This is a genomic window from Kribbella sp. VKM Ac-2566 (genome assembly GCF_004366005.1).
Lineage (GTDB): Bacteria > Actinomycetota > Actinomycetes > Propionibacteriales > Kribbellaceae > Kribbella > Kribbella pratensis.
This window is the reverse complement of the sequence record NZ_SODT01000009.1, coordinates 1,158,002-1,176,885: the sequence shown is the minus strand read 5'-3', so window position 1 is coordinate 1,176,885 and position 18,884 is coordinate 1,158,002. Positions and strand designations below refer to the sequence as shown.

General features: G+C 68.7%; 20 protein-coding genes. 11 read left to right on the top strand and 9 right to left on the bottom strand.

Features of this window, described 5'->3' with window-relative positions; translation table 11 throughout:
* Nucleotides 1–22: 22 nt before the first annotated feature.
* On the bottom strand, nt 23–1,048 hold the full coding sequence (locus tag EV647_RS17135; RefSeq protein ID WP_134003830.1) for a glycosyltransferase: 1,026 nt from the start codon (nt 1,046–1,048) through the stop codon (nt 23–25).
* A gap of 41 nt (nt 1,049–1,089) precedes the next feature.
* Nucleotides 1,090–3,408, bottom strand: a complete 2,319-nt coding sequence (pcrA, locus tag EV647_RS17130) for a DNA helicase PcrA (RefSeq protein ID WP_134003828.1) — start codon at nt 3,406–3,408, stop codon at nt 1,090–1,092.
* Between the two features lie 82 nt (nt 3,409–3,490).
* Between pcrA and EV647_RS17125 the strand changes: the two genes are divergently transcribed.
* Complete coding sequence (locus tag EV647_RS17125) at nt 3,491–4,372, top strand: phospholipase (RefSeq protein WP_134003826.1); 882 nt, start codon at nt 3,491–3,493, stop codon at nt 4,370–4,372.
* Here the strand turns inward: EV647_RS17125 and EV647_RS17120 are convergent.
* Entirely contained in the window at nt 4,369–4,725 is a 357-nt protein-coding gene (locus tag EV647_RS17120; protein WP_134003824.1) for a hypothetical protein, read from the bottom strand. The two genes, EV647_RS17125 and EV647_RS17120, sit on opposite strands and share 4 nt — an antisense overlap.
* A gap of 98 nt (nt 4,726–4,823) precedes the next feature.
* On the opposite strand from EV647_RS17120, the gene EV647_RS17115 reads away from it, so the two are divergent.
* Nucleotides 4,824–5,420 (top strand): ClpP family protease, encoded by a 597-nt coding sequence (locus EV647_RS17115; protein WP_134003822.1) that lies wholly within the window; start codon nt 4,824–4,826, stop codon nt 5,418–5,420.
* The gene (locus EV647_RS17110; RefSeq protein WP_134003820.1) at nt 5,417–6,025 is read left to right on the top strand and encodes a ClpP family protease; all 609 of its coding nucleotides are present in this window, start codon (nt 5,417–5,419) and stop codon (nt 6,023–6,025) included. The genes EV647_RS17115 and EV647_RS17110 overlap by 4 nt, the downstream gene beginning before the upstream one ends.
* On the opposite strand, the gene EV647_RS17105 is transcribed toward EV647_RS17110, so the two are convergent.
* On the bottom strand, nt 6,018–7,103 hold the full coding sequence (locus EV647_RS17105) for a serine hydrolase (RefSeq protein WP_134003818.1): 1,086 nt from the start codon (nt 7,101–7,103) through the stop codon (nt 6,018–6,020). The two genes, EV647_RS17110 and EV647_RS17105, sit on opposite strands and share 8 nt — an antisense overlap.
* A 42-nt stretch (nt 7,104–7,145) precedes the next feature.
* Between EV647_RS17105 and EV647_RS17100 the strand changes: the two genes are divergently transcribed.
* Together EV647_RS17100 and EV647_RS17095 are read left to right on the top strand one after the other, a co-directional pair.
* On the top strand, nt 7,146–7,871 hold the full coding sequence (locus tag EV647_RS17100) for a PIG-L deacetylase family protein (protein ID WP_238175508.1): 726 nt from the start codon (nt 7,146–7,148) through the stop codon (nt 7,869–7,871).
* Between the two features lie 41 nt (nt 7,872–7,912).
* Nucleotides 7,913–8,647 carry an alpha/beta fold hydrolase gene (locus EV647_RS17095; RefSeq protein WP_134003814.1) on the top strand — a complete coding sequence of 245 codons (735 nt, stop codon included), beginning with the start codon at nt 7,913–7,915 and terminating at the stop codon, nt 8,645–8,647.
* Here the strand turns inward: EV647_RS17095 and EV647_RS17090 are convergent.
* Entirely contained in the window at nt 8,630–9,958 is a 1,329-nt protein-coding gene (locus EV647_RS17090; RefSeq protein ID WP_134003812.1) for an aminopeptidase C, read from the bottom strand. The two genes, EV647_RS17095 and EV647_RS17090, sit on opposite strands and share 18 nt — an antisense overlap.
* 136 nt (nt 9,959–10,094) lie before the next feature.
* On the opposite strand from EV647_RS17090, the gene rpsR reads away from it, so the two are divergent.
* The 3 genes from rpsR to EV647_RS17075 are packed head-to-tail and all read left to right on the top strand — an operon-like array spanning nt 10,095 to nt 12,392.
* Nucleotides 10,095–10,337: a 30S ribosomal protein S18 gene (rpsR, locus tag EV647_RS17085; RefSeq protein ID WP_133784955.1), complete on the top strand. Its 243-nt coding sequence runs from the start codon at nt 10,095–10,097 to the stop codon at nt 10,335–10,337.
* 59 nt (nt 10,338–10,396) lie between these two features.
* Nucleotides 10,397–10,918 carry an NUDIX hydrolase gene (locus EV647_RS17080; RefSeq protein WP_134003810.1) on the top strand — a complete coding sequence of 174 codons (522 nt, stop codon included), beginning with the start codon at nt 10,397–10,399 and terminating at the stop codon, nt 10,916–10,918.
* A gap of 52 nt (nt 10,919–10,970) precedes the next feature.
* Nucleotides 10,971–12,392, top strand: coding sequence for an META domain-containing protein (locus EV647_RS17075; protein ID WP_134003808.1), 1,422 nt, complete (start codon nt 10,971–10,973; stop codon nt 12,390–12,392).
* Between the two features lie 191 nt (nt 12,393–12,583).
* Here the strand turns inward: EV647_RS17075 and EV647_RS17070 are convergent, their stop codons facing one another.
* The 3 genes from EV647_RS17070 to EV647_RS17060 form a co-directional block, all read right to left on the bottom strand.
* On the bottom strand, nt 12,584–13,072 hold the full coding sequence (locus EV647_RS17070) for an N-acetyltransferase (RefSeq protein WP_134003806.1): 489 nt from the start codon (nt 13,070–13,072) through the stop codon (nt 12,584–12,586).
* 111 nt (nt 13,073–13,183) lie between these two features.
* Nucleotides 13,184–13,825 carry a response regulator transcription factor gene (locus EV647_RS17065; protein ID WP_134003805.1) on the bottom strand — a complete coding sequence of 214 codons (642 nt, stop codon included), beginning with the start codon at nt 13,823–13,825 and terminating at the stop codon, nt 13,184–13,186.
* The gene (locus EV647_RS17060) at nt 13,822–15,309 is read right to left on the bottom strand and encodes a PspC domain-containing protein (RefSeq protein ID WP_134003803.1); all 1,488 of its coding nucleotides are present in this window, start codon (nt 15,307–15,309) and stop codon (nt 13,822–13,824) included. The genes EV647_RS17065 and EV647_RS17060 overlap by 4 nt, the downstream gene beginning before the upstream one ends.
* Before the next feature lie 197 nt (nt 15,310–15,506).
* On the opposite strand from EV647_RS17060, the gene EV647_RS17055 reads away from it, so the two are divergent.
* From EV647_RS17055 to EV647_RS17045, 3 genes are all read left to right on the top strand, one after another.
* On the top strand, nt 15,507–16,796 hold the full coding sequence (locus EV647_RS17055) for a PspC domain-containing protein (RefSeq protein ID WP_134003801.1): 1,290 nt from the start codon (nt 15,507–15,509) through the stop codon (nt 16,794–16,796).
* The gene (locus EV647_RS17050) at nt 16,793–16,981 is read left to right on the top strand and encodes a hypothetical protein (RefSeq protein WP_134003799.1); all 189 of its coding nucleotides are present in this window, start codon (nt 16,793–16,795) and stop codon (nt 16,979–16,981) included. The genes EV647_RS17055 and EV647_RS17050 overlap by 4 nt, the downstream gene beginning before the upstream one ends.
* Before the next feature lie 152 nt (nt 16,982–17,133).
* Entirely contained in the window at nt 17,134–18,279 is a 1,146-nt protein-coding gene (locus tag EV647_RS17045; protein ID WP_134003797.1) for a Cmx/CmrA family chloramphenicol efflux MFS transporter, read from the top strand.
* On the opposite strand, the gene EV647_RS17040 is transcribed toward EV647_RS17045, so the two are convergent.
* Nucleotides 18,240–18,845: a CGNR zinc finger domain-containing protein gene (locus EV647_RS17040; RefSeq protein ID WP_166680357.1), complete on the bottom strand. Its 606-nt coding sequence runs from the start codon at nt 18,843–18,845 to the stop codon at nt 18,240–18,242. The genes EV647_RS17045 and EV647_RS17040 overlap by 40 nt on opposite strands.
* Nucleotides 18,846–18,884 lie beyond the last annotated feature (39 nt).

Below are 18,884 nucleotides of genomic sequence, written 5' to 3'. Positions count from 1 at the left end.
ACAAAGCTTCAGCTGGATCTGCTCACGGCCGCCACGGATGGGCCCGCTCGGCGGCGGCGACCGGGTCGTCCGGCCACACGATCGGGTGGGTTGCGACGCCTGCGCGGCCCGGTAACGCCCGAGCCGAAGCGACCGCGGCCAGGAGGGCCTCGGCGGTCACCGCCGGGGAGTAACGCTCCGTGATCCATTCCCGCCCCGCACTACGAACGGGATCCTCCGCCGGTACGTCGACCAGCTCCAGAGCCCGATCCGCGAGCAGATGCGGCCGCGCGTCGTCGATCCGCCAGGTGCCCGGCGCCTCGAACAGTTCCTCGCCGCCACCGGCGGGGTACCCGACGACCAGGCAACCGGCGGCGAGCGCCTCGGCGACCGGCAGACCGAAGCCTTCGGAGATCCCCAGTGCGATGAACACAGAGGTCCGGCCGAGCGCCTCGACCACCTGGCTCTCACTGAGCTCCGCGAGCACGGCCAGCTGAACTCCGTCGGCCCGTGGGTCGTTCCGGAGCAGCCGTTCCAGCACCGACGCCTCGAGCGGACGACGCCGCGGCATCCAGGCGATCTGGCGCGTGCGTGCCGGTCCGGGCCTGAACAGCTCGGTGTCGATCGGATTGGGCACCAGGCGGACCGGGAGTTCGGGGTGCAGCCGGCCGAGCACGTCGTGGCTCTCTTGCGACACAGCCCAGACCTCCGGCGCCGGGTCCCAGCCGGGGTACCCGGCGGTGTCGCGCCACGACCAGAACGTCAGGAAGTGGTTCTGGTTGAAGATCACCTTCCGCACGCCGGGCGCGGGATCCACCCCCGGCAGCAGGTACAGCTCCGGTACGACGAGCAGGTCGTCGGCGCCCAGCTCGAGCTGGTCGTTCCCGAGGATCGGCGCGGTCGTCTCGAACCACGGCAGCCGGTATCCCGGCGTACGGAACCACAGTGCGGCGTCGATCCCCGCAGCGCGCAGCAGCTCGACATGGCGCGCCTGGACCCGGATCCCACCGCCTGGAGAGTCGGGCTCCTTCACCGCATAGATCACCCGCCCGCCAGCAGGCAGACTCAAGCCTTCTCCACCGGCGCGTACGCCCCTTTCACCTACTTCTACTAAATCTTTTCGACAGGCGCGTAGCGCAGGAGGAGTCGCTTCACACCTTCGGAGCCGAAATCTATGTCGGCCTGGGCCTGCTGGCCCTCGCCGCGGACCACCACGACGGTGCCCATCCCGAAGCTGTCGTGGACCACCCGGTCGCCCGGGTTCAGGCTGATCACGGGCTTGTCGGAGGCCGTTCTGCGGGCCGGCTCGTACCGGCTCGGGATCCCGCTGCCGCGGGTCGTCCCGGTGCCGGACCACCGCGTGATCGCGGACTCGTCGCGGCGCCAGTCGAGCAGCTCGGCCGGGATCTCCTCCAGGAACCGCGACGGCGGGTTGTGCTGCGGAGCGCCGTACGCCGAACGCACCGCGGCCCGGGAGATCGCCAGTCGTTGCCGGGCCCGCGTGATGCCGACGTACGCGAGCCGGCGCTCTTCCTCGAGCTCCTTCAGGTCGGTCAGCGACCGGGAGTGCGGGAAGACGCCGTCCTCCATGCCGGTCAGGAACACCACCGGGAACTCCAGGCCCTTCGCGGTGTGCAGAGTCATCAGCGTGACCACGCCGCCGTCGTCGGCCGCGTCCGGGATCTGGTCGGCGTCGGCGACCAGCGCGACCCGCTCCAGGAACGCCTGCAGGTCGGCGGCCTCGCCGGCCGCGGTCCGCTCCTCGACGAACTCGCGCGCCACCGAGATGAACTCGTCCAAGTTCTCCAGGCGGGTCTCGTCCTGCGGGTCCGGGGACTTCTGCAGGGTCTCGTAGTACCCCGAGCGGTGCAGGGCGACGTCGAGGATGTCGTCCGGCGGGGCTCCCGAGTCGACCATCGCGGTCAGCTCGTCGAGGATGTCGACGAAGGCCTGGACCGCGTTCACCGAGCGCGAGGCCATCGACGGCGCGTCCTCGGCCCGGCGCATCGCCTGCGCGAACGAGATCCGGTCGCGCTGGGCGAGCGCCTCGATCGCGGCCTCGGCCCGGTCGCCGATCCCACGCTTCGGCTCGTTCATGATCCGGCGCAGCGAGACGGTGTCCTCGGGGTTGACCAGGACCCGCAGGTACGCGAGCGCGTCGCGGACCTCCTTGCGCTCGTAGAACCGGACGCCGCCGACCACCTTGTACGGATGGCCGGTCCGGATGAAGACTTCCTCGAACACCCGGGACTGCGCGTTGGTCCGGTAGAACACCGCCACGTCGGACGGCTTCACCCCGTCGGCGTCGGTGAGCCGGTCGATCTCGTCGGCGACGAACTGCGCCTCGTCGTGCTCGTTGTCCGCGACGTACACCGCGATCTGCTCGCCCTGGCCCTGGTCGGACCAGAGGTTCTTCGCCTTGCGGCCCTCGTTGCGGCTGATCACCGCGTTGGCCGCGGTCAGGATCGTCTGGGTGGAGCGGTAGTTCTGCTCGAGCAGGATCGTCTCGGCGCCGGTGAAGTCCTCCTCGAACGCGAGGATGTTGCGGATCGTCGCCCCGCGGAACGCGTAGATCGACTGGTCGGAGTCGCCCACCACCATCAGCTCGGCCGGTGGCGCCGTCGGGCCGTTGTAGTTGGGCTCGTCCTCGCCGCAGAGCTCGCGGATCAGCGTGTACTGCGCGTGGTTCGTGTCCTGGTACTCGTCGACGAGCACATGCCGGAACCGGCGCCGGTAGTACTCACGGACCTCGGGGAAGGCCTGCAGCAGGTTGACCGTGGTCATCAGCAGGTCGTCGAAGTCGAGGGCGTTCGCCTGGGCGAGCCGCTCCTGGTAGATCCGGTAGCACTCGGCGTACGTCTGCTCGAGATGGTTCTCCGCCTTCGCGGCCGAGGTCTCGTGGTCGATCAGCTCGTTCTTCTGGGTGCTGATCCAGTTCAGCACGGCGCGCGGGTTGTACCGCTTGACGTCCAGGTCGAGCTCGCGGCAGACCAGCGTCATCAGCCGGCGCGAGTCGGTGTCGTCGTAGATCGAGAACGTCGAGTTGATCCCGAACCGCTTGATGTCGCGGCGGAGGATCCGCACACAGGAGGAGTGGAACGTCGAGACCCACATCAGCTTCGCCCGCGGGCCGACCAGGTCCACCACCCGCTCGCGCATCTCCGCGGCGGCCTTGTTGGTGAACGTGATCGCCAGGATCGAGCCGGGGTGCGCGTCGCGGGCCGCCAGCAGGTAGGCGATCCGGCGGGTCAGCACCCGGGTCTTCCCCGACCCCGCACCGGCCACCACCAGCAGCGGCTTGCCGGCATGCACCACCGCGGCGCGCTGCTGCGGGTTCAACCCCTCGAGCAGCGCATCCGGGTCGGCCCGAGACGTCTTCGACTCCTCCAGCGGCACCGGGAGCTCATCAGGCGAGAACAAAGTGGTCATCACCCAACACCTTAGGCGGTCCCCCAGACACTTTCCGAAAACGGGTTCGAACCGCGCGTCCGGGACTGCGAGGATCAGCCCCATGGACGCCTCTGAGCTGCGGTACGACGACCTGGTGGACCGGATCGAGGTCCTCTACAACGACCACCGCTACCGCGCGGCCGCAGACCTGCTCGACGCGGAGAGCGACGGGCTGGAGGCGTGGACGGCCGAACTCGCCCACCTGAAGGCCTGCCTGCTCGGCGCGGACGGTGACGCCGATGGAGCGCTGCGGGTGTTGCGCGAGGCGAGTGCGGCGGGTGGGTGGTGGGCACCCGCGATCCTGGTGGAGGACGACGACCTCGCTGGGTTGCGTGAGCGGTCCGAGTTCGAGGAGTTGGTCGCCGTGTCCGGCGCGCGGGTTGCGGACGATCCGGTTCCGGCGCTGGTCGACGTACCCGATCGGCCGGTGGGGGTGGTGGTTGCGTTGCATGGTGCCGGGCAGACGGCGTTACATGCGCGAGCGAACTGGAGCGGGGTCCTGGAGCTCGGCTACGCGCTGGTTTGTGTGCAGTCGTCGCGGCGGATGTCGCCGATGTACCGGACGTGGCCGGATCCCGAGCAGGCCCGCGCGGACATTGCCCGTGCGCTGGACGAGTTGCCTGCCGAGATCGGCGGCTTGCCGGTGGTCGCAGCCGGGTTCTCGGCGGGCGGGCGGGTGGCTCTTGACTGGGCGCTCACCGGTCGGCCGGCGGCCGTTGCCGGTGTGCTCGCATTGGCGCCGGCGTTGCGGGAGCTTCCGGCGTACACGGACAGGAAGTTGTCACCGGCAACGATCTGGATCGGGACCGACGACGATCTCCTCGAGGTCGTGGACGGTTCCGCCGAACAGCTCACCGGGTTCGGGTGCAGGATCGAGCGGCTGCCGGGGCTCGGGCACACGTTCCCGGCCGGCTTCGACGAACTGCTGGCGAAGGTCCTCTAGGACAGCTGCCTGGTGAGGTGCAGGACCACCGGGGTGCTGGTCGCGATCCAGTGCATCTTGGCGTTGTGGTCGTCGTACGACGTGATGCGCAGGCCGGGGACGCCTTCGATGGTGCCCTCGTAGTCCTTCGCGGCGAGATGGGCGACCACGTCGGCCAGTTCGGGGCCGTCCATCCACTCGATGCGGGCGAGGTCGGGGCGCGCCTGCCACATGTCGACCCAGACGGCCGGATCCTCGCTGAACAACGTCGTACGCAGGATCATCGACACCGCGCCGAGCAGCGTCGCGGCCGGGGTGGCCGTCAGTTCCAGGAGCGTGCGCTCCTGCTCGGACAGCTCCTCAGTCAAATACACCCGCAGGAGACTGCCACAAAGAACAGCTTTGCTGTGGGCAGACTTGCCGTCAGCAGAAAAGCTGGGACGGCGCCGTTCGCCCGGTCAGTGTGGATGACATGGCAGAAGACATGAAACCGCCGCTGTTCAACGAGACCGCCCGGCAGCGGCTGCTCGGGCAACGGATCGTCGTACTGGACAGAGTCCTCGACGACGACCTCGGCACCCTACTGGCCACCCAGATCATGACGCTGGCGGCCGAGGACCCGGACGCCGACATCGCGTTCTGGATCCACTCGCCCGGCGGCTCGGTGCCGTCGATGCTCGCGATCCGCGACGTGATGCGGATGGTGCCGTGCGACGTGTCGACGCTGGCGATCGGGCTGGCCTGCAGCGCGGGGCAGTTCCTGCTGTCGGCCGGTACGCCGGGGAAGCGCTATGCGTTGCGGCACGCCCGCGTCCTGATGCACCAGGGCTCGGCCGGTATCGGCGGGTCCGCGGTCGAGATCGAGATCCAGGCCAACGACCTGCGGCACATCCGCGACACCGTACTCGGGCTGATCGCCGAGGACACCGGGCAGCCGTTCGACGTCGTGCACGAAGACTCGCGGCACGACCACTGGTACACCGCCGAGCAGGCCCGCGAGTACGGCTTCATCGACCACATCGTCGAGTCCTTCGACCAGGTCATGCCCAGGAAGGCGGCAGCAGCATGAGCAGCTACACGATCCCGAACGTCATCGCCCAGCACCCGCGCGGCGAGCGCATCATGGACGTCTACTCGCACCTGCTGACCGAGCGCATCATCTACATCGGTACGGGGATCGATGCCGGGGTCGCGAACGCCCTGATCGCCCAGCTCCTGCATCTGGAAGCGGACAAGCCTGATCAGGAGATCAAGGTCTTCATCAACTGCGAGGGCGGCGACATGACCGCGATGCTCGCGATCTACGACACGATGCAGTACGTCCAGTCCCCGATCGCGACCGTATGCGTCGGACAGGCGATCTCCGCCGGTGCGGTCCTGCTGGCAGCGGGTACGCCGGGAAGCCGCGCGGTACTGCCGCATGCCCGGATCGTCCTGCACCAGCCGGCGGGCCGCGGTCAGGGCACGATCCCGGACCTGATCCTGCAGGCGGACGAAGTGGTGCGGGTCCGCGGTCAGGTCGAGGAGATCCTGGCCCGGCACACCGGCCAGACGATCGAGAGGCTGCGGCACGACACCGACCGGGACCACGTGCTGACCGCGGCCGGCGCCAAGGAGTACGGCATCGTCGACCACGTGATCAGCGAGCGGACCCCGGTTCCGGTGCTTACCTAGGTTCCGTCTGGTCGGCGGCTTCGAGGACCTTGTCGGCGACGGCGGCGTGGTGGAGGAGGTCGGGCTGCGGGCGGCCGACCCGGTTGGTCAGGTACGCGTACGCGATCCTGCGATCCGGGTCGGCCCACCCGATACAGCAGTTGCTGCCGTTGTGGCCGAACGTCCGTTTGCCGCTCAGGGAGCCCATGGACGACACGGCACCCTCCATCCAGCGCGGTCCACCGAGCTGGAAGCCCTGAGACCACCGGACCGGCGCCCGCGCCACCGGGTCGTACTCGCCCTCGCTGCTCGGCTCGAGCGCGACCGCGAGCGTCTCCGGCCGGAGCAAACGGCCGTCCAGCAAGGCCTGGTAGAAGACCGTCAGATCCCGCGCGGTCGTCGAGATCCCGGCAGCCGGTACGAGGGCCTCGCGCGTACTCCGGCGGTTGACGACGGACTGGATGAACGGCCCGAGCGGACCCGACGCACGGATCGGCACATGCCGGTCCCAGAGCTCGTAGGGCAGGCCGAGGTACGTGTCCGCGACACCGAGCGGCTCGAGGACGTTACGACGTACCAGCTCGTCGTACGGCGTCCCGCTGCAGCGTCGCACGACCTCGGCGAGGATGAACCCGAACGCCAGCGGGCTGTACGCGACGGTCCCGATCGGAAAGCGCGGTCTGGCCTCCTCGATCCGGCGCAGCGCGCGGTCCCAGTCGGTCATCGCGCGGAGCTCTCCGACGTACGAGCCCGCGTTCGACAGGCCGGACCGGTGCCGCAGGACCTCGCGGACGGTGATCTCGCGTTTGCCGTTGCGCGCGAACTCCGGCCAGTACGCCGCGACCGCGTCGTCGAGATGCAGCCGCCCGGATTCGACGAGTTGATGGACCACGATCGCGATGTACGGCTTGCTTGCGGAGAAGAGCCAGAACAGCGCGTTCGGTGAGCACCCGAAGGAGCGGTCGACCACCGTCCGGCCGTCCCGGACGACACACAACTGCGCGACCCCGCCACGTGCCTCGATCAGCCCGATCGCCTCCGCGAGACGGTCCGGGTCGAAACCGGCGTCCTGGGGGTCGCCGACCCCGCCGAACTCCATGAGTCCACTGTGCCCACCTGGGCAAACAGTTACTGTCTGATGGTGAGTGTTCCTGAGGCGAATCCGCGACCGGACAGCGAGATCGAGCGGGCGCTGGTCGTGATGGCGCACCCGGACGACATCGACTTCGGCGGCGCCGGCACGGTCGCACTGTGGACCAAGGCCGGAATCGAGGTGCACTACTGCATCGTCACCGACGGGCAGGCCGGTGGCTTCGAACCGGATCGGGACCGCGCCGAGATTCCCGCCGTACGACGGGCCGAGCAGACCACCGCCGCGCAGCACGTCGGCGTCCAGAAACTGCACTTCCTCGGCTACGTCGACGGATCGGTCGAGCCGACGTCGGCGTTGGTCCGCGACATCAGCCGAGTGATCCGGACTGTTCGCCCGCAGCGCCTGCTCACTCAGTCGCCCGAGCGCGTGTGGTCCCGGCTCCACGTCTCACACCCTGACCACCTGGCCGCGGCGGAGGCTGCTGTCCGGGCGTTCTATCCGGCGGCCGGCAACCCCCACGCGTACTCCGACCTGGCCGAGGAGGCGTGGGACGTCGGCGAGCTCTGGATGATGGACCACCCGGAGATCAACCACTACGTGGACGTCACCGACACCTTCGACCAGAAGCTGGACGCGCTCCTGTCGCACACCAGCCAGCACCGGGACCCCGACGGCCTTCGCACGGGGATCACCGCCACCTTCGCCGCTGTCGCCGCCGAAGCCGGCCTCCCTCCGAACCACTACGCCGAGTCGTTCACTGTCGTCCGCCTGTAATCAGTTTGCCTGCGGGCAGGTGCGACCTGGAAGGTGCAGCCATGACGATTTCTTATGACGTGACCGGGGACGGCCCGGATCTGCTGCTCGTGCACGCCGGCGTGGCCGACGCCCGGATGTGGGCCCGGCAGGTGGAAGAGCTGAAGTCGAACCATCGAGTGATCACGCTGGACCTGCGCGGGTACGGCGAGACGCCGGTGGAGGCCGGCGCCAAGTACTCCGACGCGGGCGACGTGCTCGCGGTACTCGACGCGGTCGGGTCCAGTGCGGTGACGGCGGTCGGTGCCTCGTACGGCGGGTACGTCGTACAGCAGGCCGCGAGCCGGGCGCCCGAGCGGTTCGACCGTCTCGTACTGATCTGTGCGCCGACCGACAACGTGGAGCCGGACGACGAGCTCCGGGCGTTGTGGGGCGAGGAGAACAAGCTGTTGGAGGCCGGCGACGTCGACGGCGCGACCGACCTCACCGTACGGCGCTGGATCGGTCCGGACGCCGACGACGAAGCCCGCGAACTGCTCCGCGCGATGCAGAAGCGCGCGTACGAGCTGCAGCTCGCCGCCGGGGACGACCTGGACAACGAGGAGTACGCCGTCGAGCCCGAGAAGATCGGCGCGCCGGTGCGATTGATCACCGGCGCGCACGACTTCAAGTTCTTCACCGACAGCGCGGACTACCTGGCGGAACGCCTACCGAACCCGGAACGCATCCACCTCCCCTGGGCCGGCCACCTGCCGACCCTCGAGCGCCCCGCTGAAGCATTAGGCCTGATCGGCTAGGGCGCCCATCGGGTCCCAGGCGGGGAGGACGATCGGGGCCTCGTCCAGGCGGGCCTGCAGGTCGGCCGGCAGCGCGGACCGGCGTACGGCGACCTCGAAGACGTGCTCGCCGAACCACGAGTCGTTCATGGTCCAGAAGCCGCTGTCGGCCTTCTCGTCACCCCAGCTGTTCTCGACCCGCCAGCGGCGCGGCTTGCCGTCCACCACGTCGACGCCGGTGAACAGCATCGCGTGCGTCATCAGCGTCTCGTGGTGCACCAGCCGCTCGGCCTTGTCCAGCGTGAACTCGGTGTCGTAGACGGCGCCGTAGTCGTACAGCTTGGCGTCCCAGAAGCCGAGGTCGGCGTTCATCTGCTTGCCGACGTCGCAACCGAACCAGACCGGCTCGCCGCCGACGATCGCGTCCTGGGTGAGCTGCTTCATCAGGTCGATCTCGACGTTCAGGTACACCACCGGCGGGGCGTCGATGACGTTGCCGAGGAAGTCGACGGTGAAGGTCCGGCCGACCGGGCTGGTCTCCCGCGGGTCGTGCACGAGGCAGACGTACTCGTCGACGGGCAGCTGCACGTACGCCGCCGCGAACTCGGTCGGTGTGGTCCAGCCGTCACGGTGGAAGCCCTTGTCGCTGTCCTTCCACTGCCACAGGAACTTCTGCGGCGGCGTACCGAGGTGGATGCTCAGCACCCGGTGCACGGTGGTCAGGATCTCGCGCTTGCGGTCGCGGCGGGCCTCGTCGGTGTCGAGCGCCCGCAGGTCGCGCGCGCCCTGGCGGAGCAGCTTGCGGAGCGCATCGTTGAGCTGCGCGGTCGCGGACGAGCTCTCGGTCTCCGGCATCGCCGACTTCGGCACCAGGCCGTGCTTGCGGACCAGCGCGACGAACATGTTCCACTGGCCGCCGTCACCGATCGGGTCCGACAGCAGGTGCGCGACGGTCCGGTCGTCGGCGTCCCGCTCGGAGGTCTCGATGATCGCCTCGAGGAAGAAGTTCGAACGCTCGAACTTGTCCCAGAACAGCAGGTAGTTCTGGGAGAACTCGAAGTCCTTGACCCCGAGCTTCTCGGCCGCGCCGACGCGGAGCAGGTTCAGCCCGGCGAACAGCCAGCACCGACCGCTCTTCTTCTGATTGGTGACCTTCCAGTCGTCCAGCAGATGGGACACCGAGTGGTCCATCGACGTGACGACCTGGCGATCCAGGGCGATGCTGTTGACCGGCGTCTGCGTGACGGCGTTCTGCATCACCCGGTACTGCGGGTTCGACGCGAACTCCTTCTCGAAGAGCGCGAGCTGATCGGCTGTGAGATTCCGCTCCATAAGAGTCGACGGTATAACAGCCGCCAAGCCCGGACCGAAGGAACGGAGTGGCGAATCCATGCCCTGGCCGAAACGCGCCACCGTGGAGACCCTGCGCTACGCTAGTTGAAAACGACATTCAACAAAGGAGGCCGTCATGGCCCGACGCCCGGCACCGACCGGCACGCGCAAGCCGAAGCAGAACCCACTGGACCGCGACGGCATCACCTTCATCGACTACAAGGACACCGCCCTGCTGCGCAAGTTCATCTCCGACCGCGGCAAAATCCGCTCCCGCCGAGTCACCGGCCTGTCCGTCCAGCAACAAAAACAAGTAGCCCGAGCCATCAAGAACGCCCGCGAAATGGCCCTCCTCCCCTACACCTCCTCCGGCCGGTAAGCCCTCCAAGCGATCTAGCTCTACAGGACTCAATCGACCCGCCCACCTATCCTGCGACCATGGCTGACGGCGGCACAAAGTCCTACCTGGAGCGCATGAGAGCACTGGTCGGCACGGAACCACTGGTCGTCGCGGCTGCCGGTGTGCTTGTTTGGGATGACCGGCAGCAAGTCCTGCTCCAACAGCGCTCCGACGACCAGACGTGGTGCATCCCCGGCGGCGCCGTTGAACCAGGCGAGCGACTCGAAGTCGCCGCCCGTCGAGAGCTTCGTGAGGAAACAGGCCTGGTAGCTGGACAGCTGACCCTGCTCTCCGCACGTTCAGGTCCGGAATGCTTCTTGGTCTACCCCAACGGCGACCAGTGCCAGGTGATCTCACTGACCTACCGCGCCGAGTCGTGGTCGGGGCACCTCGACCTTTCGGGCCCCGAGACCACCGACCTCAGGTTCTACGACCCACTCGAACTGCCTGAGATGAACACCTACAACCGCGCTCTCTTCACGCACCTGGCCTCGGAGGGCCACCTTGAGCCTCCCACAATCGTGCGGAATGACGGCGACGACGCCCTGACATCGGCATAGCCGCCCCATAGGTGGAACCGCACACCCGGCTGATACTTGGGGAGTGTCGATCATGGATCTGCCGGAGTTCGATCGGGCGCAAATCCATGCGGTCGAAGTACTGCGTGGCGGCGGGGCTGTTGTCGTGACCAGGCCCAGTCCGATGACGTACGGCGTGGTGGCCCGCGACGCCCGTGCCGTGAATGTCCTGAAAGGTCGTCCCGTCGACCAGGCGGTCGGGATCTCGGTCCACTTGGAGGACGCGCACGATCAGCTGTTCCTGTACCTCGACCTGCGCAGCGACACCCTCGCCGCGGCCGACTTCGCGCTCGCCGAGCGAATGTCCGTCCTGGCGCCGATCCGGCCGGATCCGGCGATGCCCGAGTGGCTGACGCCGGCCATCAAGGAAGGCTGGGTGCTGTTCTTCGACGGAGCCTGGGGTGAGCTGCCATTCCTGTGGACGAGCTTTCCCTTCCTGTACGGAAGCAGCGCCAATCGAACCGGCGAAGCACCGGCCGCCTCGGCAGCCGAAGCCCGCGCGCAGTTTCCGCCCGGCACCGTGATCATCGACGCCGACGACCGACGTACGCCGGCCGCCGCCTACGGAGTCAGCACGATCATCCGGGTAGAGCCGGACGGTCGGATGTCCGTGCATCGATCAGGGGTCCAGGACCAAGAGGCCGGTGGAGCCGACGTACTCCTGGACCGACTGCGTGAGTTCAGATCCGCGATCGGCGTACTGGACGGATCGATCAGGATGCCCCTGGGCAAGACCTATCTGTCGACCGCTGTGGTTGAGGACGGCGAAGCCAAACAACTGCTGCCGAAGACGCGTATCCGGCTCCAGTTCGCGCGACAGCCGAACAAGAACGAGGAGGGGCCGCGGGTGTTGGACAGCGTGAGAGCGCACGTCGGGTGCAACAGCCTGGGCGCCGCCGTCGGGGCCGGCGAACTGCTGACCCACGGGAGCCTGTCTGTCCCCGGACTCGGCGGTACCCAGATGGGCTGCCAACCGCCGCTTCGGGACCAGGAGGAATGGTTCAAGACGTTCCTGACGAGCAAACCCTCCTGGCAGCTGAACGGCGACGAGCTCACCCTCGCCTCAGGCGGTACGACGATCACCTTGCTGGACCGGAAGATCGCCGAACCGGACTCCCCGCTCGACGGGATCAGGTGGAAGGTCGTCGCCACCATCACCAACGGCGATCTGCGCCAGGGCTACGGTCGCGCCGAGCCGGCGTGGATCAGCTTCGACCGCGACCGCCTGACCGGCTGGACCGGGTGCAACGAACTCTCCGGCAGCTTCACCCGCAACAACACAGAACTGAACTTCAGCGACGTCGCCACCACCGACCACCCCTGCACACCCGAATCCGCCGCGCTGCAGACCACAATCCTGGCCGTCCTCAGGCCTGCGGTCACCTACACCATCAACCACAACCAACTGACCCTCCTGACCCCCTCCGGCACCGGCCTCGCCCTAAAAGCGGGGTAGACCGAATGCGCGGCGGCCACCAATCCGTCTGTGGCCACGCCGGGCAACCCCAACCACGCCTCACACCGGCCGGTTGGGAAACAAATTTGCACATGCGGACCATTTCTTTCCCACTACCGCGATCGACAGCCGGCCCACGCCCTGAACTGAACGGCAACGGGCTTGAACCCGTCCCCTGGAACTATCACGCTCTAGGTCAGTTGCTTTCGCATCAGAGTGATCCGCGTTTCGTAGCGGGTCGTGGATCCGTCTGCAGCTTCCTGGTCCCACGAGGCGATCTCGTTGCCGCTCACCACGTAGCCGAGCCGCTCGTACAAGCCGCGCGGCCGCGAGCTGTTGTCGTCCACGCCCAACTCGACCCAGCGGAGTCCGCGGTCTCGAGCTCGCTGCTCCAACGCCCCGATCAGGACTGAGCCGATCCCGCACGAGCGCAGCTCCGCCTGGACCGACAGTTGCCAGATAGTCGCCGCGCCGGGTGGTTTGGTGTAGTCGACCCCACCGACCGCAACTGGCAGACCGGAAGGTGGACAGACCGCCAAGTAGTCGACCTCGCCGCGGCGGGCGCGTTGGATCGCTTCGGCTACGTACGCAAGATCCGTCGCTGTCCCGTACCACCCGCAGGCGGGCAGGTCGGCTTCGGTCAGATCGCGAACGGTAAGCGGCAAGACAACCTCGGCCATTTATCGCGACCCCCACATCCAACTGATGTAGAACGGGCGGGTGGCACCACAGGGTCGTCGTCCCGGCGGTAGCCGAAATCGCGCGGTAGCGCGCGCTAAAGCGTGGGGTGGTTACACGAGGCGGCGGTCGGTGGCCCAGCGGGTTAGTTCGTGGCGGTTGGAGAGTTGGAGTTTGCGGAGGACCGAGGAGACGTGGGTCTCGACCGTCTTCACCGAGATGAAGAGTTCGCGGGCGACCTCCTTGTAGGCGTAGCCCCGCGCGATCAACCGCAGTACCTCACGCTCCCGCTGTGACAGCCGGTCCAGGTCCTCGTCCACCGAGGCGATGTCGATCGCGCCGGAGAAGGCGTCCAGCACGAAGCCGGCCAGCCGCGGCGAGAACACCGCGTCGCCCTCGGCGACCCGGTTGATCGCGTCGACGAGCTCGGTGCCGGAGATGTTCTTGGTGACGTACCCGCGGGCGCCGGCCCGGATCACGCCGATCACGTCCTCGGCGGCGTCGGACACCGACAGCGCGAGGAACTTGATGTCCGGGTGCCGCTGGTGCACCTGCTTCATCACCTCGGTGCCACCGCCGCCCGGCAGGTGGACGTCGAGGAGTACGACGTCCGGCTCGGTGCCGACGATCGCCTTGACCGCGCTGTCGACGTCAGCCCCCTCCCCGACGATGTCGACCGCGCTGCCGATCTCGCTGCGTACCCCGGCCCGGAACATGTCGTGATCGTCGATGACGACAACGCGCCTGCTGCTCATCTGTCCATCTCCAGTCGCACTTCGGTGCCTGTCTCGGGATCGGACCGCACCGTCGCGCGTCCGCCGTGCCGTTCCATTCTGCCCATCACACTGTGCCGCAAGCCGAGCCGGTCGTCCGGGACCTCGTCCACGGCGAAGCCCTTGCCGCGGTCGCGGACGAACATCTCCACCCGGTCGCCGTCCACCTCGACGAACACGTCGATCTTCGCCGCGCCGGAGTGCTTGGCCGCGTTCACCATCGACTCCCGGGCGGCCCGGACCATCGACGCCAGCGGCTCGGTCAGGTCGCAGTCGCCGACCGTGACCACCTCGATCGGTACGCCGTGCGAGTCCTCGACCTCGGCGGCCGCCTGCTTCGCGGCGCCGACGATCGTCTGGTCGGCGTCGTGCTCCTCGTCGTACAGCCAGGACCGCAGCTCGCGCTCCTGCGAGCGCGCCAGCCGGGCCACGGCCTTCGGGTCCTCGGCCTGCTTCTGGATCAGCGCCAGCGTCTGCAGCACCGAGTCGTGCAGGTGCGCGGCCATGTCGGCGCGTTCCTGCGAACGCACCCGCTCCGCGCGCTCGGCGTTCAGGTCGCGGGTCAGCCGGTGCACCCACGGCCCGGCGATGACTCCGATCCCGACCACGGCGAGCAGCAGCGCGATCAGTACGTCGCCGACCATCGAGAGCCGGCCGTTCTGTACCAGGAACAAGGTGACCGCGGTGCCGAGCAGGACCAGGCCGACGGCGATCCGGATCAGCGACTTCCAGCCGCCCTTGCCGAGCACCAGGCCGAGGATCGGGACCCGGACGTCGCGCGTCCACTTGTCCTTCTGGCTCTCGTCCGCCTGCCGCCAGATCAGTGCCAGACCGGTCGCGGCGAACACCAGCGGCCAGAACAGCTTCCCGGCGATGCCGAGCCCGGCGACCTGCAGCAGCAGGACCAGGCCGATGCCGATGGCTACCAGCGCGGGCAGCTGCCCGCGACTCTTCTCCCGCGTCCGCTGCTTCGCCTCGGCGACCGGCGGCGCCGGCTCGTCGGTGCGCAGCCCCTTACGTGTGTGCGCGGCCAGCCCAGGTGCATCCGGCACGGTTTCCGGCGCGAGCGGCATCAGGAACCACAGCGCCGCATAGATCAGTACGCCGAAGCCGCCGGACACCGTGGTCGCGATCAGCACCAGCCGTACGACGGTGTCCGACACGCCGAGGTGGTCCGCGATCCCGCCGGCCACACCGGCGACGACGCGCCCTTCGGTACGCCGGTACGCCCGACGAGTCGGCTCCGCGGCCGGCCGCGGCGGCGTGGACGAGTACGGCGGACCACTCGGGCCGGCCTGGTTGCCCATCCGCGCGGCGTAGGCGGCGTACGGGCCTTGGTACTGCCCCGGGCCTTGCGGTCCCCAGCCCTTGAAGCGCCACTGATCCTGGTTCTGCCCAGGCGGCGGCTCGGGTGGGGCTCCGTTCGCGGAGGACCCGCCCGGCGGCGCGGCTGCTGGCTGGCTCATCACAACGATCGTCACATGCGGACCGGTCCGACACCAGCAGGCTTGTCCCGGGCCGCCTCCTCACACGCCTCTCCGATGAAGTCAGGGTCGGCTCGGGGAGAACCCCGACTGTGTCATCCGGACGGCGAGCGACTCCGGGGGTCCTCAGGGGGCATCCCCGATGTGATCCGGGGTGAATTCGCGCCAGTATCGATGGCATGGAGCAGAACCAGAGTGGACCCGCCGGGTTCGACCGCAACCGCCTGCAGAACCCCCAGAGCTGGCGGCGCAGCAGGTCGGACCGCTGGGTCGCGGGTGTCTGCGGCGGTATCGGCCGCGCGCTGAACATCGACCCGGTGCTGGTCCGCGTGGTGATGGCCGTGCTGATCATCAGCGGTCCGGGCGTGATCTTCTACATCGCCGCCTGGGTCCTGATGCCCGACGAGGGCAGTGACCGCTCCGCCGCGCAGGGCGTGCTCGGCGACCGGGTCCGGAGCGACCACCCGTGGTTCTGGCCGGTGGTCATCGGCGCCTGCGTGTTCTTCGCGATCGCGATGATGTCGTCGTTCAACTTCGGCCGCTTCGTCCCCGGCCCGCTGATCGTGGTGGGTGTCATCTGGCTGATCGCGAAGCAGCGCAAGGGCAACTGCAATCAGGGTCGGCGCCCACAGGACACGGTGCCGCCGACTACTTCGGCGTACGCCGGTCCGCAGCAGACCACGGCGTACACGCCTCCTCGGACCGACCCGTCAGCTCCCCCGGCGGGTCCGTCGTCCTCGGCCACACAGCGACCCCAGGACCGCACCGTCGAACCGGTCCAGCCTGTGTGGACCGAGGACGACCCCCTCGGCCTGTACATCGACGAGCCCGCCGGCACCACGCCGGTCGCCAGCACCCCCGCCGGACCGCCTGCCAAGGGCGTGCGCGGGATCAAGTCGATCATCGTCGTGCTGACCGGCCTCGCGATCGGCATCGCCGCGCTCGCGGGGGCGCCGACGGCGACCATGCTGATCATCGGCCTGGCGACACTCGGCGGCGGCATGCTGCTCGGCGGGTTCGTCGGGCGCACGCTGGCCCTGCTGCCGCTCGGCATCCTGCTGGCCGTCGGAGCCATCGCGAGCACAGTGTTCCCCGGTGTGCCGCGCAATTTCGCGGACACCAACTACGTCGCGCCGTCCACCCAGACCATCACCGCGACCGGGACGAGCTACGAGTTCGACGCCGGGTCGGTGCACCTCGACCTGACCCAGGCGAAGTTCGGCCCGGGCGCCAAGGTCCAGGTCCACGGCGGCCTCGGCGAGGTGGTCGTGCGGCTCCCGCAGGACGTGGACGTGCAGGGCGCGGTGTCGACCGAGATGGGAGACGTTGCCTTCCTCAACCAGCACCAGGACGGCCATAATGCCGAACTGAAGCTGAACGACCTCGGCACGGACGGCAAGGCCGGCCCGCAGCAGGTCACCCTGGACCTGGACCTCAGGCTGGGCAGTATCAAGGTGGAGCGCGGATGAGCCAGCAGCGAAAGACCAGGCCGGACGTGCCCGGCGTGGTGGCCGGCACGGTCCTGACCGGCGCCGCCACGATCTGGATGCTGACCGACAACGGCGTACTGCAGACCGATGACCTCGGCGTGACCAGCGCCCTCCTCCTGGTCACCGCAGGCCTCCTCGGCCTCGCCGCCTCCCGCCGCGCCTAACTCGGTGGACGGTGGGTACGCCGGTTTCTAGGCTTTGGGGTGTGAGCAGCCCGGAGGCGGACAGAGCGTAGCCACCGGCCGTTCCCGTGCGCATGCGCCGGAACCGCCGGAGACGACTCATACCCGTCTTCTCATGGTTGCGGAGCATTTCCATGCCTTTCGTGCTGTACCTCCTTGGCCTGGCCGTTTTCGCCCAGGCGACCTCTGAATTCATGCTCTCCGGGCTCGGCCCGGACATCGCCCGGGACCTGGGTGTCTCGATCCCCACCACCGGCTGGCTGACCTCCGGGTTCGCGCTCGGGATGATCGTCGGCGCCCCGGCCGTCGCCGTACTCGGCGCCCGCTGGCCGCGCCGCCGGACGTTGCTCGTGACGTTGACAGTGTTCCTCGCGGTCCACGTGGTCGGCGCGCTGACCAGCGACTTCACGGTTCTGCTGGTCACCCGGATCCTCGCTGCCCTCGCGAACGCAGGCTTCCTCGCCATCGCACTCGCCACGGCCGCCGCGATGGTCCGCCCGGACGCGAAGGGCCGCGCGACGTCCGTCCTTCTCGGCGGTACGACGCTCGCGTGCATCGTCGGCGTACCGGCGGGTGCCGTGCTCGGCCGCTACCTCGGCTGGCGGTCCGCGTTCTGGGCGGTCGCGATCATCTCGCTGCCGGCGTTACTCGGGATCCTGCGCTCGGTCCCGAACCGTGCGACCGGCCCGGCGACCGTCGGGCGGTTCAGCGTGACACCGCGGCTCGCCGTACTGCTGCTCCTCGGTGCCCTCGTGAACGGCGCGACGTTCTGCTCGTTCACCTACCTGTCGCCGATACTTACAAAGGTCACCGGGCTCGGGGCGGGATGGGTGCCGGTGATGCTCGCGCTGTTCGGGCTCGGCTCGTTCGCGGGGGTCACCGTCGCCGGCCGGTACGCCGACCGTCGCGACGACCGGCTCGTACTCGTTGCCGGCGGCATCTTGCTGCTCGGGTGGTGCGCCTTCGCCCTCACCACGGCGTACGTCGTACCGGCCGTCGCCCTGCTCCTTGTCCAAGGCGCGCTGTCCTTCGCGGTCGGCTCGACACTGATCTCGTACGCCCTGTACGCCGGCACCGAGTCGCCGGTCCTGACCGGCGGACTGGCCACCGCCGCCCTGAACGTCGGCGCCGCCGCCGGACCGCTACTGGGCGGCCTCGCGATCGGAACCGGCACCTTCCACGGCCCGCTCTGGGTCAGCGCCGGGTTGGTGGGTGCAGCGCTCAGCCTCGGTTGTGCGGCTCAGGGCTGGACGCGGCGAGCAGCACGCCGCGTGACGTAGCGGCGCATCTTCTGGTTGACGCCGCAGATCTCCATCGAGCACCAGCGGCGGCTGTTGTTCTTGGACTGGTCCAGAAACACCCAGGGGCAGCCCGCGCAGCGTTTGATACGGGTCGCGTGAGGGCCGGTGAGCAGCTCGTAGGCGGCGAGTGCCACCGGCCACAGCGGCGCCTCCAGCTCCTCCTTCGGCCAGACCGGGCGGCGGTCCACCAGGTCGGCGTGGTCGACCGCCGCACGGACGAAGGGGCGCAGCTCGGTCCATCCCTCCAACTCGTGGCCGTCGGCGATCGAGCCCGCCGCCAGGTTGATCGCATCCCGCAACTGATGGGCCCGGCGGATCACGACCGCCGCTCGGCGTGGCTCGGTACGGAGCAGCAGGCGATCCGCGTCGGCCCCGGTCAGCAGGCCCACTCGCAGCGACCAGTGCAGCAGCGAGCGGTAGTCCGCGATGTGGTCGTGCCGCAACGGGCCGGCGGGATCGTCGACCGTGTTGGCGAAGTCCAGCGCGAGATCACCCGCGACCACGGGCAGCTCGCGGATGCCTGGTGGGAGCTCAACTGTTTCCATCAAAATGCATTTTACCAGTTTGCCATCCGCCGACGCGGG

Coding starts and splice junctions, on each gene's coding strand:
- pcrA (WP_134003828.1), bottom strand. CDS start 3,408: ATGACCACTTTGTTCTCGCCTGATGAGCTCCCGGTGCCGCTGGAGGAG.
- EV647_RS17125 (WP_134003826.1), top strand. CDS start 3,491: ATGGACGCCTCTGAGCTGCGGTACGACGACCTGGTGGACCGGATCGAG.
- EV647_RS17115 (WP_134003822.1), top strand. CDS start 4,824: ATGGCAGAAGACATGAAACCGCCGCTGTTCAACGAGACCGCCCGGCAG.
- EV647_RS17110 (WP_134003820.1), top strand. CDS start 5,417: ATGAGCAGCTACACGATCCCGAACGTCATCGCCCAGCACCCGCGCGGC.
- EV647_RS17105 (WP_134003818.1), bottom strand. CDS start 7,103: ATGGAGTTCGGCGGGGTCGGCGACCCCCAGGACGCCGGTTTCGACCCG.
- EV647_RS17095 (WP_134003814.1), top strand. CDS start 7,913: ATGACGATTTCTTATGACGTGACCGGGGACGGCCCGGATCTGCTGCTC.
- EV647_RS17090 (WP_134003812.1), bottom strand. CDS start 9,958: ATGGAGCGGAATCTCACAGCCGATCAGCTCGCGCTCTTCGAGAAGGAG.
- rpsR (WP_133784955.1), top strand. CDS start 10,095: ATGGCCCGACGCCCGGCACCGACCGGCACGCGCAAGCCGAAGCAGAAC.
- EV647_RS17080 (WP_134003810.1), top strand. CDS start 10,397: ATGGCTGACGGCGGCACAAAGTCCTACCTGGAGCGCATGAGAGCACTG.
- EV647_RS17075 (WP_134003808.1), top strand. CDS start 10,971: ATGGATCTGCCGGAGTTCGATCGGGCGCAAATCCATGCGGTCGAAGTA.
- EV647_RS17070 (WP_134003806.1), bottom strand. CDS start 13,072: ATGGCCGAGGTTGTCTTGCCGCTTACCGTTCGCGATCTGACCGAAGCC.
- EV647_RS17065 (WP_134003805.1), bottom strand. CDS start 13,825: ATGAGCAGCAGGCGCGTTGTCGTCATCGACGATCACGACATGTTCCGG.
- EV647_RS17060 (WP_134003803.1), bottom strand. CDS start 15,309: ATGAGCCAGCCAGCAGCCGCGCCGCCGGGCGGGTCCTCCGCGAACGGA.
- EV647_RS17055 (WP_134003801.1), top strand. CDS start 15,507: ATGGAGCAGAACCAGAGTGGACCCGCCGGGTTCGACCGCAACCGCCTG.
- EV647_RS17050 (WP_134003799.1), top strand. CDS start 16,793: ATGAGCCAGCAGCGAAAGACCAGGCCGGACGTGCCCGGCGTGGTGGCC.
- EV647_RS17045 (WP_134003797.1), top strand. CDS start 17,134: ATGCCTTTCGTGCTGTACCTCCTTGGCCTGGCCGTTTTCGCCCAGGCG.
- EV647_RS17040 (WP_166680357.1), bottom strand. CDS start 18,845: ATGGAAACAGTTGAGCTCCCACCAGGCATCCGCGAGCTGCCCGTGGTC.